The organism is Cellulomonas sp. Root137 (assembly GCF_001426725.1).
Classification (GTDB): Bacteria; Actinomycetota; Actinomycetes; order Actinomycetales; family Cellulomonadaceae; genus Cellulomonas.
This window is the reverse complement of the sequence record NZ_LMFG01000001.1, coordinates 473557-487185: the sequence shown is the minus strand read 5'-3', so window position 1 is coordinate 487185 and position 13629 is coordinate 473557. Positions and strand designations below refer to the sequence as shown.

17 protein-coding genes and 1 riboswitch are annotated in these 13629 nt (G+C 73.9%); of the genes, 13 read left to right on the top strand and 4 right to left on the bottom strand.

Annotated features, from left to right (window positions below; all coding sequences use genetic code 11):
- The first annotated feature begins 88 nt into the window (after positions 1-88).
- Genes ASD18_RS02295 through ASD18_RS02285 form a run of 3 tightly spaced genes read left to right on the top strand, consistent with a single transcriptional unit; the run spans position 89 to position 3394 of the window.
- Positions 89-2389: an esterase-like activity of phytase family protein gene (locus tag ASD18_RS02295; protein ID WP_056086109.1), complete on the top strand. Its 2301-nt coding sequence runs from the start codon at positions 89-91 to the stop codon at positions 2387-2389.
- A gap of 23 nt (positions 2390-2412) precedes the next feature.
- Positions 2413-2904: a low molecular weight protein-tyrosine-phosphatase gene (locus ASD18_RS02290; protein WP_056086105.1), complete on the top strand. Its 492-nt coding sequence runs from the start codon at positions 2413-2415 to the stop codon at positions 2902-2904.
- Between the two features lie 7 nt (positions 2905-2911).
- Positions 2912-3394: a glutathione peroxidase gene (locus ASD18_RS02285; protein WP_056086102.1), complete on the top strand. Its 483-nt coding sequence runs from the start codon at positions 2912-2914 to the stop codon at positions 3392-3394.
- Here the strand turns inward: ASD18_RS02285 and ASD18_RS02280 are convergent, their stop codons facing one another.
- Positions 3395-4390 carry a magnesium and cobalt transport protein CorA gene (locus ASD18_RS02280; RefSeq protein WP_082573457.1) on the bottom strand — a complete coding sequence of 332 codons (996 nt, stop codon included), beginning with the start codon at positions 4388-4390 and terminating at the stop codon, positions 3395-3397.
- A 102-nt stretch (positions 4391-4492) separates the two neighbouring features.
- On the opposite strand from ASD18_RS02280, the gene ASD18_RS21420 reads away from it, so the two are divergent.
- The 10 genes from ASD18_RS21420 to ASD18_RS21240 are packed head-to-tail and all read left to right on the top strand — an operon-like array spanning position 4493 to position 11292.
- Positions 4493-4666 carry a DUF1508 domain-containing protein gene (locus tag ASD18_RS21420; RefSeq protein WP_082610719.1) on the top strand — a complete coding sequence of 58 codons (174 nt, stop codon included), beginning with the start codon at positions 4493-4495 and terminating at the stop codon, positions 4664-4666.
- A 55-nt stretch (positions 4667-4721) separates the two neighbouring features.
- Positions 4722-5885 carry a pyridoxal phosphate-dependent aminotransferase gene (locus ASD18_RS02275; RefSeq protein WP_056086099.1) on the top strand — a complete coding sequence of 388 codons (1164 nt, stop codon included), beginning with the start codon at positions 4722-4724 and terminating at the stop codon, positions 5883-5885.
- Positions 5886-5909: 24 nt separating this feature from the next.
- The gene (locus ASD18_RS02270) at positions 5910-6968 is read left to right on the top strand and encodes a lactate dehydrogenase (protein ID WP_056086096.1); all 1059 of its coding nucleotides are present in this window, start codon (positions 5910-5912) and stop codon (positions 6966-6968) included.
- Positions 6965-7435 (top strand): hypothetical protein, encoded by a 471-nt coding sequence (locus ASD18_RS02265; RefSeq protein ID WP_056086094.1) that lies wholly within the window; start codon positions 6965-6967, stop codon positions 7433-7435. Before ASD18_RS02270 ends, ASD18_RS02265 begins: the two co-directional genes overlap by 4 nt.
- Before the next feature lie 10 nt (positions 7436-7445).
- Positions 7446-8552: a molybdopterin-synthase adenylyltransferase MoeB gene (gene moeB / locus ASD18_RS02260; RefSeq protein WP_056091380.1), complete on the top strand. Its 1107-nt coding sequence runs from the start codon at positions 7446-7448 to the stop codon at positions 8550-8552.
- Positions 8553-8554: 2 nt separating this feature from the next.
- The gene (gene glp / locus ASD18_RS02255; RefSeq protein WP_056086090.1) at positions 8555-9751 is read left to right on the top strand and encodes a gephyrin-like molybdotransferase Glp; all 1197 of its coding nucleotides are present in this window, start codon (positions 8555-8557) and stop codon (positions 9749-9751) included.
- Positions 9748-10224, top strand: a complete 477-nt coding sequence (gene moaC / locus ASD18_RS02250; RefSeq protein ID WP_056086087.1) for a cyclic pyranopterin monophosphate synthase MoaC — start codon at positions 9748-9750, stop codon at positions 10222-10224. The genes glp and moaC overlap by 4 nt, the downstream gene beginning before the upstream one ends.
- Positions 10221-10802, top strand: a complete 582-nt coding sequence (locus tag ASD18_RS02245) for a molybdenum cofactor guanylyltransferase (protein ID WP_056091377.1) — start codon at positions 10221-10223, stop codon at positions 10800-10802. Before moaC ends, ASD18_RS02245 begins: the two co-directional genes overlap by 4 nt.
- Entirely contained in the window at positions 10799-11059 is a 261-nt protein-coding gene (locus ASD18_RS21245; RefSeq protein WP_056086084.1) for a DUF6457 domain-containing protein, read from the top strand. Before ASD18_RS02245 ends, ASD18_RS21245 begins: the two co-directional genes overlap by 4 nt.
- Positions 11056-11292 (top strand): MoaD/ThiS family protein, encoded by a 237-nt coding sequence (locus ASD18_RS21240; protein WP_082573454.1) that lies wholly within the window; start codon positions 11056-11058, stop codon positions 11290-11292. Before ASD18_RS21245 ends, ASD18_RS21240 begins: the two co-directional genes overlap by 4 nt.
- Before the next feature lie 123 nt (positions 11293-11415).
- Here the strand turns inward: ASD18_RS21240 and moaA are convergent, their stop codons facing one another.
- The 3 genes from moaA to ASD18_RS02220 are packed head-to-tail and all read right to left on the bottom strand — an operon-like array spanning position 11416 to position 13405.
- Positions 11416-12504 carry a GTP 3',8-cyclase MoaA gene (moaA, locus tag ASD18_RS02230; protein WP_056086081.1) on the bottom strand — a complete coding sequence of 363 codons (1089 nt, stop codon included), beginning with the start codon at positions 12502-12504 and terminating at the stop codon, positions 11416-11418.
- Positions 12501-12914 (bottom strand): molybdenum cofactor biosynthesis protein MoaE, encoded by a 414-nt coding sequence (locus ASD18_RS02225; protein ID WP_056086078.1) that lies wholly within the window; start codon positions 12912-12914, stop codon positions 12501-12503. Before ASD18_RS02225 ends, moaA begins: the two co-directional genes overlap by 4 nt.
- Entirely contained in the window at positions 12911-13405 is a 495-nt protein-coding gene (locus ASD18_RS02220) for a molybdenum cofactor biosynthesis protein B (protein ID WP_056086075.1), read from the bottom strand. Before ASD18_RS02220 ends, ASD18_RS02225 begins: the two co-directional genes overlap by 4 nt.
- Before the next feature lie 95 nt (positions 13406-13500).
- Positions 13501-13596: riboswitch (glycine riboswitch) on the top strand.
- Positions 13597-13629: the final 33 nt, after the last annotated feature.

Below are 13629 nucleotides of genomic sequence, written 5' to 3'. Positions count from 1 at the left end.
GTCGCCGCCCACCCCCGTTCACCTGCCTGCCGCAACTCGGACATCCGGCCTGGTCACCCTCGGTGCACACCGATCGAAGGGGACCTCGATGCCGTACGCCCGCCGCACCCTTGCCGCGCTGACCTGCACCGCCGTGCTCTGCGCGGGCCTGGGAGCGACCGCCGCGGCGGCGCACCCCCAGCCGTCCCCCCAGGCTCTGTTCCACCGCCTCGCCACGTACCCCGTCTACCTGAACCGCCCGGCGGACGTGCCGGCAGCGGACCCGACCGTCGCGGAGATCTCCGCAGTCAGCGAGGACGGTCGGACGTTCATCCACACCGACGCGCTCGCGGGCCGGATCGGCTTCGTCGACCTGACGGACCCGGCGAAGCCGCGGGGCCTGGGCACGCTCGACCTGGCGGCGGACCTCGGGGTGGGCGACCACGCGGAGCCGACGTCGGTGGCCGTGGTCGGCGGCTACGTGCTCGTCGTCGTCGACACGTCGGAGAGCTTCACGAATCCGTCGGGACTGCTCGCGGTGGTCGACCTGGCCACGCACGCGCTGGTGCGGACGATCGACCTCGGCGGCCAGCCCGACTCGATCGCGCTCACGCCCGACAAGACGCACGCGGCGATCGCGATCGAGAACCAGCGCGACGAGGACGTGAAGCCGACGGGCGGCGCCAAGGGCGATCTGCCGCAGCTGCCCGGCGGGTTCCTGCAGCTCGTGGACCTGCCCGGGACCGACCCCGCGACCTGGACCACCCGGGCGGTGCCGTTCACGGCGGAGGCGCTCGCCGGGCTCGACACCCCGCAGGACCCGGAGCCGGAGTACGTCGCGATCGACCCCACGGGGACCACGGTCGCGGTGACCCTGCAGGAGAACAACGGCGTCGCGCTCGTCGACATCGCCTCCGGGACCGTCTCGCGCGTGTTCAGCGCGGGCAGCGTCGCGGTGACCGGCATCGACACCGCGCAGGACGGTGTCATCAACCAGACCGGGTCCATCCCGGCCACGCCGCGCGAGCCCGACGCCGTCGCGTGGCTCGACGCGACGCACCTGGCGACCGCGAACGAGGGCGACTGGAAGGGCGGCACCCGCGGGTGGACCGTCTTCGACACCTCCGGCGCGGTGGTCTGGGACGCCGGTGCGGAGCTCGAGCGGCTGGCCGTCCGGACCGGGCTGCACTCCGAGTCGCGCGCCGGGAAGAAGGGCGTCGAGATCGAAGGGCTAGCGGTCGCGACCCTCGGCGGGAAGCGGTACGCGTTCGTCGGCTCCGAGCGGTCGAACTTCGTCGCGGTGTACGACGTGGACGACGCCGCGCACCCGCGGTTCGTGCAGGTGCTGGCGACGACCAACGGGCCGGAAGGCATCCTGCCGGTGCCGTCGCGGGACCTGGTGCTGGTCTCCAGCGAGACCGATGACGCGTCGGTCCTGGTCCGCTCGTCGGTGACCGTCTTCGGCCGTGGCAAGGCCTATGCCAGGACGGCGGGCACCCCGAAGTTCCCGAGCGTCGTCTCCGCCGACGACGCCGCGGGCAACCCGATCGGCTGGGGCGCGCTCGGTGCGCTGAGCGCGGACCCGACCGACAGGAAGCACCTGTGGACCGCGTCGGATGCGGCCTACTCCACGGCGCACCTGCTCCGGCTCGACGTGTCGCGGACGCCGGCGGTGATCGACCGCGACGTCGTCGTGACGCAGGGGGGCACGACGGCTTCGCTGGACATCGAGGGCGTCTCGGCGCGCCGGCGGGGCGGGTTCTGGCTGGGGTCCGAGGGGGCGACGGGCGCCGCGAACGCCCTGGTCCGCACCGACGCGAGCGGCGCGATCCAGCAGACGGTGCCGCTGCCCGCGGACGTCTCGGCGGGGCTGAGCAAGTGGGGCATCGAGGGCGTCGCCGCCACGGAGGACTCCCGCGGCGAGCACGTGTGGGTCGCGCTCCAGCGCGGGCTCACCGGCGACGAGACCCGGGCGCGCATCGGCCGCTACGACGTCCGCACCGGCACCTGGGCGTGGTTCGCCTACCCGCTGGGCACGACGACGACCGCCGGCGACTGGATCGGCCTGTCGGAGATCACCGTCGTGGACCGCGACACGCTCGCGGTCGTCGAGCGCGACAAGCTCAACGGCCCGGACGCCAAGGTCAAGGCCGTCTACACGGTGCGGATCCCGGCCAGGGACCCCGCACCGGGCACCGTCGGCACGCTGACCAAGACGCTGGTCCGCGACCTGGTCCCGGACCTGCGGGCGACCAACGGGTGGACGCAGGAGAAGCTCGAGGGCCTGACCATCGGTGGCGACGGCCAGGTCTACGCGATCACGGACAACGACGGGCTCAAGGACGCCACCGGCGAGACCGTGCTCCTGCGGCTCGGCCCGGCGGCGAAGGTGTTCCGGGCGCACAGGTGACGCCGAGCGGCGATCATGGCGGGATGCCCACCCCGTACTCCGTCATGGTCGTCTGCACCGGCAACATCTGCCGCTCCCCGATGGCCGAGGTGGTCCTGCGCGAGCGGTTCGCCGCCGCCGGCCTGGGCGACCGGGTGGTCGTCGACTCCACCGGCATCAGCGCCGAGGAGCACGGCAACCCCGTGGACCGTCGCGCGCGGGCCGTCCTGCAGGCCCACGGCTACCCCGCGGGCGACGGCCACCGGGCGCGTCAGGTGCGGCCGGGCGACGAGCGCGACCTGGTGCTGGCCATGACGAACGCGCACGCGCGGGCGCTGCGGCGGCTGGACGTCGAGCCGGTGCTCTACCGCTCGTTCGACCCGGCGGCGACCGGCGACCTCGACGTCGCCGACCCTTGGTACGGCGGCGCGCAGGACTTCGAGGACTGCCTCGCGCAGATCGAGGCAGCGGCGGACGGGATCGTCGACCATGTTCGAGCGGCGCTGGGGAATGCGCAGGTCAGTCGCCATGGTTGACCGAGGCATGTCCCTCGACGAGATCCCGCTGACCACCCTCAAGGGCGAGCCCACGACGTTCGGCGCCTACGCGGACAAGGTGAAGCTGGTGGTGAACGTCGCGTCCCGGTGCGGGCTGGCCCCGCAGTACGAGACGCTCGAGCAGCTGCAGAAGACCTACGGCGACCGCGGCTTCACCGTGCTGGGCTTCCCGAGCAACCAGTTCCTCCAGGAGCTCGGCTCCGAGGAGGCCATCGCGGAGTACTGCTCGGCCACCTGGGGCGTGACGTTCCCGATGTTCGAGAAGGTCAAGGTCAACGGCCGGCACCAGCACCCGCTGTACTCCGAGCTGACCAAGACGCCGGACGCGTCGGGCAAGGCCGGCCGGGTCACGTGGAACTTCGAGAAGTTCGTCGTCACGCCGGACGGGTCGGTGCACCGGTTCCGCCCGCAGACCGTTCCGGACGCGCCCGAGATCGTCGAGCTGATCGAGGCGTCCCTGCCCGCGTAGCTACAGCCAGCGGTTGCGCCGGAAGGCTCGGTGCAGTCCGACGCAGACGACGCCGATACCGGCCAGCACGATCCAGAACCCGAGCGCCCAGTCCGAGGCCGGCAGGTAGTCGAAGTTCATCCCGTACAGGCCGGCGATCGCGGTGGGTACCAGGGCGATCGCCGCCCACGCGGAGATCTTGCGCATGTCGGAGTTCTGCTGTACCGTCACGCGGTTCTGCTCGACGGTCACCTGCGCGAGGTCGGCCTGCAGGACGCCGGTGAGCAGCGCGTCCGCGGCCTCGATGAGCTCCGCGGCCCGCAGGGCGTGGTCCTGGACGTCCCGGAAGTACGGGCGTGAGTAGGCCGGGATGCACGGCATCTGCTGCTCAGCCAGCCGGGTCAGCGGCTGGACCAGCGGCACGACCGCGCGGCGGAACTGCTGCACCTCGCGCTTGAGCTTGTAGATCCGCTCGGCGTGGTCGTTGCCCGGGTCGTCGCCGAACACCTGGTCCTCGATCTGGTCCAGGTCCTCGTCGATCGCCGCGGTGACGTCGAGGTACTGGTCGACGGCCTTGTCCAGGATCCCGTGCAGCACCGCGGGCGGGCCGTGCTGCAGCATCTCGGGGTCGGCCTCGAGAGCCGCCCGCACGAGCGCCGGGATCCTCGTGTCCCCGTGCCGGACCACGATGACGAACCGCTCGCCCAGGAAGATCGCGAGCTCGGTGACCTCGACCACCTCGACGTGGTCGACGTAGTGCACGGGCTTGACCACCGCGAACGTGACCCCGCCGTACTGCTCGAGCTTGGGCCGCTGGTGGGCCCGGATGGCGTCGTCGATGGCCAGCTGCGGGAGCTCGAAGCCCTTGGCGAGCTGGTCGAACTCCTCGGCGGTGGGCTCGACCAGGCCGATCCACACGAAGCCGTCCTCCGCCTCGGCCTCCTGGAGGGCCAGGCGCAGGTCATCGATGTGGTGCCGCCGGCGTCCGGCGGAGTAGAGCGCGCAGTCCACGATCACGACATGAAGGCTAGACCGGGCGGTGGACCGTCCAGCACGACAGACTGGCAGGGCCGTCGACGAACGCCGGCGGCACCCGCGGAAGAACTCCCGGAGGTTGTCGTGAAGTTCGAGATCTACAAGGACAAGGCGGGCGAGTTCCGGTTCCGGATCGTCGCCACCAACGGCAACGTCCTCGCATCGAGCGAGGGCTACTCGGCGAAGGCGTCGGCCCAGAACGCCATCGACCGCATCAAGTCCGACGCGGCCGGGGCGGACACCGTCGACAACAGCTGACCGTCGGGTGCACGGGTCCGGCGCCGATGCCGGGCCCGTGCGCCACGATGAGCCCATGAAGGTTGCCGCTCGCGCCCACGTCCCGCCCTTCGCCGTGATGGAGATCCTGGCCGCCGCCAACGCGCGGCGGGCAGCGGGCGAGGACGTGCTGAACCTCTGCGCGGGCGAGCCGTCGACGGGGGCCTCGGAGGTCGTGCGGCAGCGCGCGATCGACCTGCTGACCTCGGGCGACCTCGGGTACACCGAGTCACTGGGTGCCCCAGCCCTGCGCGCGGCGATCGCGCAGCACTACCGCGACACGTACGACGTCGACGTGGCGCCCGGCCGGGTCGCCGTCACCACGGGCTCGTCCGGCGGCTTCGTGCTCGCGTTCCTCGCGGCGTTCGACGTCGGCGACCGGGTGGCGCTCGCGGTCCCCGGCTACCCCGCGTACGCGAACATCCTCGCGGCCCTCGGGTGCGAGGTCGTGGTGATCCCGTGCGGGCCGGAGACCCGGTACCAACCGACGGTCGCGCAGCTCGAGGCGCTTTACCCGCCGGTCGAGGGGCTCGTGATCGCCAGCCCGGCCAACCCGACCGGCACCATGATCGACCCCGACGAGCTGGCCGCGATCGCGGACTGGTGCGCCGGCAGCGGCGTCCGGCTGATCAGCGACGAGATCTACCACGGGATCACCTACGGCTCCGAGGCGACCGCGACCGCCGCCCGGTACCTGGACCGCGGCGCCGTCGTCGTGAACTCGTTCTCCAAGTACTGGGCCATGACGGGCTGGCGCCTCGGCTGGCTGGTGCTCCCGGACGACCTGATCACGACAGTCGACGCGCTGGCCGGCAACGTCGCCCTCTGCCCGCCGGCCCTGGCCCAGCACGCCGGGGTCGCCGCGTTCAGCCCCGCCGGCTACGCCGCCGCCCGGGAGAACGTCGAGCGCTACGCCGCGGCACGGGCACACCTGCTCGACCGGCTGCCGGAGCTGGGCTGGGCGCGCATCGCCCCGGCCGACGGTGCGTTCTACCTGTACGGCGACATCTCCGCGAGCGGCCTGGACTCGATCACCTGGTGCGCGCGGCTGCTCGACGAGGCGGGGGTCGCCCTGACGCCGGGCACCGACTTCGACCCGGTGGACGGGCACCACTGGGTGCGGCTGTCGTTCGCGTCGTCGGTGGACGTGGTGCGCCAGGCCGTGGACCGGATCGTCGCCTGGCAGCGAACCCTGGCGTAACACGCGCCCCCTACAGTCGCGGCCATGGACGTGGCGGTGCTCGGTGCGACGGGCGATGTGGGACGGCAGATCTGCACGCAGCTGGTGGAGCGGCGGATCCTGCCGACGAGCTCGCGGCTGCAGCTGGTCGGCCGGCTCGACGGCGCCTCCGGCCGCGCGGTGCACGGGCTGCGCGCGGACCTGATCGACGCGTACGACGAGCACGCGCCGCTGCTCGACGTGGCCCTGGACCCGGCGGACGTGGTCGCGGACGTCGTGGTGGTCGCCGCGGGCGCGACCGCACCGGCGTCGGCGGGGGCCCCGATGACCAGGGCGGAGCTCGCGGAGCAGAACCTCGCCGCGTTCACGGCCTACGCGGACGCGCTGGCCCGGTACGGCTCGGGCCAGGAGGTCGTCGTCGTGGTCTCCAACCCCGTCGAGCTCGGGGTCGCGGTCATGGCCTCCGCGCTCAAGCGGCACCGCGTGATCGGGATGGGCGCGTGGCTGGACACCCTGCGGTTCCGGCGGGAGATCGCGGTGTCGCTCGGGGTCCGACGCCACCGCGTGGCCGGGTTCGTCGCCGGGCAGCACGGGGACGACCTGGTGCCGCTCTGGTCGTCCGTGCGGATCAGCGGGCTCGACGTGGACGAGCGGCGGCGGGCGGTGGCCCGGCTGCGCGGCGGGCGGTCGCTCGACGGGTTCGGCGCGGAGATCGCGGCCGCCAAGGAGCAGCTCGGGGCCACCCGGGACATCGGTGAGGCGTTCGCGCTCATCGACAGCTGGCCGCCGGACCTGCGGGTGGTCGCCCGCCCGTGGATGACGCACCAGAGCGGGGCCAAGACCGCCGCCGGCACCGCGAGCGCGACGATCGACCTGGTCGACACCATCCTGGACGGCCGGGACATCGTGGTGGCCGGGCAGGTGGCGCTCGCGGGTGAGGTGCTGGACCGCACCGGGGTGCTCGGCGTCCCGGTGGTGGTCGGGCAGGAGGGCTGGTCGCGGGTGCTGCTGGACGAGCCGGCGCCCGACGAGGTCCGCCGGCTGACCGCCGTGGCCGACCGGATCGACGCGGCGAACGCGCCGTGGCTGGGGGGCGGCGCATGATCTCCGACGACGACGACCGCTGGGTGGCGTTCGTGCGGGCGGACCACCGCACCGGCACGATCGCGGCGCTCGCCGGCGTGTTCGCCACGCGCGGTGTGAACTTCGAGTCGCTGGCCACGGGGGACGTCGCCGGTGACGACGGGCTGGTGGTCGTCACGTTCCGCACCAGCGAGCGTCGTCAGCGCGTGCTGGTCCGCAGCGTCGAGCGGCTGGACGCGGTGCGCAGCGTGCGGGTGCGCCGGGCCGAGGACCTGGGCGTCCGGGCGGCGGCCGTGGTGCACCTGCCCCGCACAGTCGACTTCCGGCCGCCCAAGCACGCGGCCGTGAGCTGGTCGGGCTCGTCGCTGCAGGGCCAGCCCGTGCTGGTCGAGGGGCCGCTGGTGGACGTCGAGGCGGTCGTGGCCGCGGCGCGTGCTGCGGGTGCCCGGTCCGAGGCGACGGTCATCCAGCCGCCCGCCGCGACGTAGGTTGGATCTCGTGCCTCTGTCCGCCCTGGTCCCCCCGGGTCCGCCCCTGACCCCTGCGCAGACCGAGCGCGGGTCCCGCCACCTGCTGCTCGCGGAGATCGGGGTCGACGGCCAGCGCCGGCTGCGCAACGCCCGGGTGCTCGTCGTGGGCGCCGGTGGCCTGGGCGCCCCGGTGCTGCAGTACCTCGCGGCGGCCGGCGTCGGGACGATCGGGATCGTCGACGACGACGTGGTCGACGTCAGCAACCTGCAGCGCCAGGTCATCCACGGGTCCGCCGACGTGGGCCGTGCCAAGGTCGACAGCGCGCGCGACTCCGTGGTCGCCCTCGACCCGGACATCCGCGTGGTGGCGCACCGCACGCGGTTGACCAGCGACAACGTGGACGAGATCCTGCGCGGCTACGACGTGGTCGTCGACGGGACCGACAACTTCCCCACCCGCTACCTGGTCAACGACGCGTGCGTCCGGCTCGGCCTGCCCGAGGTGTGGGGCTCCGTGCTGCGGTTCGACGCCCAGACCACCGTGTTCTGGGGACGGGCGGGCGTGGAGCTGCGCGACCTGTTCCCCTCGCCGCCCGCGCCCGACGAGGTCCCGTCCTGCGCGGAGGCCGGCGTGCTCGGCGCGCTCTGCGGACAGGTCGGCTCCGTCATGGCCACCGAGGTGGTCAAGCTGATCACCGGCACCGGCGAGAGCCTGCTCGGCCGCGTGCTCGTCATCGACGCGCTGCGTGGCCGGTGGACCGAGATCCCCCTGGCCGCACGCCCCACCGCACGCCCCAGATCCGAGGAGCCCGCCATGTCCGACGTCCCCGTCGTCACCGCCCCCGAGCTGGTCGCGAGGCTGGCCGCCCGCGAGGCCGGCACCGACGACTTCCTGCTCATCGATGTCCGCGAGCCCGCCGAGCACGCCCAGGCGTCCATCCCCGGCGCCGTCCTCGTCCCGCTGGGCACCCTGTTCGATGGCACCGCCCTGGCCGACCTGCCGCACGACAAGGAGATCGTCGTGCACTGCCAGGTGGGCGCTCGCTCCCTGACCGCCGCGCAGATCCTGCGTGGAGCGGGCTTCGACGCGTCGAACGTCGACGGCGGGATCCTGGCCTGGATGGACGCGCGCTGACTGTGCGCTCCCTCACCGAGCACCGCGCGGCCGCCCTCGCGCTGGCCTCGCCCCTGCCCGCGGTCGAGGTGCTCCTCGACGACGCGGACGGCCTCGTGGTCGCCGACGACCTGCGCACCGACGAGCCGCTGCCCCGCTGGGACAACTCCGCGATGGACGGCTACGGCGTGCGCCACGCGGACGTGGTCGAGCTGCCGGCGACCCTCCGGGTGGTGGCGGACCTGCCCGCGGGCACGGCCGACGAGCCCGTGGTCGGTCCCGGCACCGCGGCGCGGATCATGACGGGTGCACCGGTCCCCGCGGGCGCGGACACGATCGTGCCGGTCGAGCTGACCGACGCCGGGACCGCGACCGTGCGGGTGCGCGAGGCGCCGGCGGCCGGGGTCCACATCCGCCGGGCGGGCGAGGACGCCGTGCCCGGTGACGTCGTCGTGGCCGCCGGAACCCTGCTCGGACCCGCCGCGATCGCCGCCGTCGCCTCGCTCGGCCGGGCCACCGTCCGGGTGCACCGCAGGCCGCGCGTCGGGGTCGTCTCCACCGGCGACGAGCTCGTGGCTCCGGGCACCCCGCTGCGCCGCGGCCAGCTCCCCGACTCGAACTCCTGGCTGCTCGCGTCCGCGGTCCGGGACGCCGGTGGCACGCCGGTACGGATCGGTCCCGTGCCCGACGACGTCGACGCCCTGCGGTCGGTGCTCGCGGACCTCGACGGGTCGGTGGACGCGATCATCACGTCCGGCGGGGTCAGTGTCGGTGCGTACGACGTGGTCAAGGCCGCGCTGGCCGACGAGCCGGGCGTCGAGTTCCTGCCCGTCGCCGTCCAGCCCGGCAAGCCGCAGGGCCTGGGCCGGCTCCCCGGCGGCACCCCGATCTACACGCTCCCGGGCAACCCGGTGAGCTCGTTCGCGTCGTTCGAGATGTTCGTGCGCCCGGCGCTGCTGCGGATGCGCGGGCTGGCCGAGGTCGAGCGACCCACGGTCCAGGCGGTGGCCGACGAGGGCTGGACCACCCCGCCCGGACGCGCGCAGCTCATGCCCGTGCGCTGGGTGGGCCCCGACCGCGTGGTGCGCGCGACCGCGCGCGGCTCCGGCTCGCACCTGGTCGCCCGCCTCGCCCTGGCCGAGGGGCTCGCCGTCATCCCCGCCGAGATCGACGCGGTCGTCGCCGGCGACCGCGTCACCGTCCTGAAGGTGAGCCCATGACCGAGCAGTTCACGCACCTCGACGCCGCCGGGCACGCCCGGATGGTCGACGTGACCGCCAAGCAGCCGACCGTCCGGGCGGCCACCGCCAGCGGCCGGGTGCAGTGCGGGCCCGCCGTGATCGCGGCGTTGCGCGACGGCGCGGTGCCGAAGGGCGACGTGCTCGCGGTCGCCCGGATCGCCGGCATCGCCGCCGCCAAGCGCACCCCCGAGCTGCTCCCGCTGGCGCACGTCATCGGGGTGCACGGCGTGGTGGTCGACCTCGAGATCACCGACGAGGGCGTGTCCATCACCGCCACCGTCCGCACGGCCGACCGCACGGGCGTCGAGATGGAGGCCCTCACGGCCGTGTCGGTGGCGGCGCTCGCGGTCGTCGACATGGTCAAGGGCCTGGACAAGTCCGTCCGCATCGCCGACGTGCAGCTGGAGGCGAAGTCAGGCGGCCGCTCGGGCGAGTGGCGGCGCGAGGCGTGACCTTCGACGCGATCGTGCTGGCCGGCGGGCGGGCGCGGCGGCTCGGCGGCGCCAGCAAACCGGAGGTCGAGGTCGGCGGGGTCGCCCTGCTCGACCACGCGCTCGCGGCGGTCGCCGGTGCCTCCCATGTCGTCGTCGTGGGTCCCCCGCAGCTGGCGAGGCCGGGGATCGTGACCGTGCTGGAGGACCCCCCGGACGGTGGCCCGGTCGCGGGCCTCGCCGCCGGGCTCGACCGGCTGCCCGACGACGGGCCTGAGCTGGTCGTCGTCCTCGCGTGCGACGTGCCCTTCGCCGGACGCGTGCTGCCCGCGCTGCTGGCCGCCGTGCAGGATGCGGACGGCGCCCGGATGGTCGGTGCCGAGGGTAGTGCGCAGCACCTGGTGGCCGTCTACCGGCGGGCCGCGCTGCGGTCCGCGCTCGACGCGCTTCCCGACGTGCGCGGCGCCGCGATGCACCGACTGGTCGGCGGACTGCGGCTGGTGGACGTCCCCGACGAGCACGGCGCGACCGCCGATGCCGACACCTGGGCCGACGTCGAACGACTCGACGCGTCGCTCAGTGACAGGATCGAGCCATGACCGACGACCCCCGCCGCGCACCCGGCGCCGACCTGCCCGCCTGGATCGAGAGCCTGACCGCGGCGCTGGGCGTGGACCCCGCGCTCGTGGACACGGACCGGCTCCTCGGGGTCGCCGCCGACGTCGCGCACCAGGTGGCCCGGCCGGCCGTGCCGATCACCATGTTCATCGCGGGTCTCGCGGCTGCGGGTGCCGACCCGGCGCCGATCCTGGCGCGGATCGAGGCGGAGGCCGGAGCCTGGACCGTCGAGCAGTGATCACGGTCCGCTACTTCGCCGCCGCCGCGGAGGCCGCGGGGGTGGACACCGAGCAGCTGCCCGCGGGGTCGGCCGCTCAGGTCAGGGCCGCGATGGTCGCCGCGCACGGTCCCGGGCTCGATCGCGTGCTCGGCCGGTGCTCGCTGCTCGCAGACGGCACTCGCGTGGAGGCCGACGACCCGGTTCCGGCCGGCGCCACGCTCGACGTGCTCCCCCCGTTCGCGGGCGGCTGACCGCAGCGCGCCGTTCGAGCGCGGCCGGGATCCCTCGCGTGAAGACTTCGTTGCACCAGACGAGACGAACTCTTCACGCGAGCGCGACGGCGACGACGACGGCCGGACGAGCGTGCGGGCGCCTCAGCCGCCGATCGCGCTCATCGGGCGGTCCGGCTGCAGGAAGCTCGGGTCGTCGATGTCGTGCCCGGCCTTCTTGCCCGCCAGGCAGCGGCGGTACGCGTCCGCCAAGGCGGTGTCGACGTCGGCCGGGGTCGCAGCGGGCCGGACAGGGGCGTCGGTGCCGATCCGCACTGCCTGACCAGGCCCGACGCCGATCTGGGCGGGGGGTTCCTCCGAGCCGCGCAGCAGGTCCCGCACGTTGGTCTCCGTCTGCGAGAACAGGCACGCGCGCAGCTGTCCGTCGGCCGTGAGGCGCAGCCGGTCGCACGCGCCGCAGAAGGGTGCGGTGACCGACGCGATCACGCCGACCGTCGCGGGTCCGCCGTCGACGGTCCACAGCTCTGCGGGGGCGGCACCGCGACCGGGCACCTCCTCGAGCGTGAACTCCGCGCGCAGCCGCGCCAGGATCTCCGCCTGTGTCACCATCTCCGCGCGGTCCCACGTGTGCCCGGCGTCGAGCGGCATCTGCTCGATGAACCGCATCTGGTAGCCGCGCTCCACGGCGAACCTCGTCAGCTCCACCACCTCGTCGTCGTTCACCCCGCGCATGGCCACCGCGTTGATCTTCACGGGGTGCAGCCCGGCGGCGTCGGCGGCGGCGATCCCGGCGAGCGTCTCCACCAGCTTGTCGCGGCGGGTCAACGACAGGAACTTGGCGCGGTCGAGGGTGTCCAGGCTGATGTTCACGCGCGACAGGCCGGCGTCCTTGAGGTCCGAGGCCAGACCGGGCAGCCGCAGCGCGTTCGTCGTCAGCGACACCTCGGGGCTGCCGGCCGGGCCGGTCAGCGCAGTGAGCCGACGGACGACGTCCACGATGTCCACGCGCAGCAGCGGCTCGCCGCCGGTCAGGCGGATCTCCGTGATGCCCAGGGAGACCCCGACGCGCGCGACGTGCACGATCTCCTCGGTGCTCAGCATGGTGGAGCGCGCGAGCCACGGGACGCCCTCGGCGGGCATGCAGTAGGTGCAGCGCAGCGAGCAGCGGTCGGTCAGCGAGATCCGCAGGTCGCGGTGCACGCGCCCGAACCGGTCCACCAGCTGCTCCGTCATGACATCCCCACCCATACGTGCGAGCCGTCCTCGAGGACCTCACGCTTCCACACCGGCAGCTCGGCCTTGACGGTCTCGACGAGCGCGCGGCACACCTCGAACGCCTCGGCGCGGTGCGCGGTGGCGACGGCGGCCACGATCGCTGCCTCCCCGACCGCCAGGTGCCCGACGCGGTGGCTGACGGCGATGCCGAGCACGTCGTCGGTCAGCGCGTCGTGCGCGATCCGCTGCAGGACGGCCTCGGCGGTCGGGTGCGCGGTGTAGTCCAGCCCCACCACCCGTCCCTCGACCGACGGGTCGTGATCGCGCACCAGCCCGACGAACGTCGCGACCGCTCCGGCCCGCCGGTCGCTCACATGTTCCACGTGGAACTGCAGGTCGAGGGGCTCGTCGACGACGCGCGCGATCACGAGTGGTCCCCTCCGACGAGCTGGTCGAGCAGGTGGTCGACCAGCGGGAGCAGCACGTCGAGGCCCTCCGCCACGCCGGACGGCGACCCCGGCAGGTTCACGACGAGTGCGCCGCCCTCGGTGACCCCGGCGATCCCGCGCGAGAGGACGGCGGTGGGCACGGTCGTCGCACCCTCGCGCCGGAGCAGCTCCGCGATACCCGGCAGCTCGCGGTCGAGCACCGGCCGGGTGCCCTCGGGGGTCCGGTCGCGGGGCCCGACGCCGGTCCCGCCGGACGTCACGACGAACCGCGCACCGCCCTGCAGGGCCGCCCGCACCGCCCGCTCGACGGACTCAGCACCGTCGGGCACCACCGCCACCCCGTCCACCGCGAAGCCGGCGGTGAACAGCTTGTCCACGGCCACCGGACCGGACCGGTCCTCGCGCTCGCCGGCGGCGGACCGGTCGGACACGACGATCACCGCAGCCAGGGGTGAGGTGGGCGTCTGCACCGGGCCAATCTACGCACGCGACCCCACCACGTGGACGGTCGGCCTGCCCCCTGGACATCGCCCGGTACGCTGGCCACACAACTTCACACGCTGCTCGAACCGCGGCGGGAGAGCTCCCGCAGAAGGTTGCGGGGCGCCGAAGGAGCAACCCTCCCCGGGAATCTCTCAGGCCCCTGTACCGCCACGGCGAGGCAACTCTGGAAAGCGGACCCACTCGGTCATCC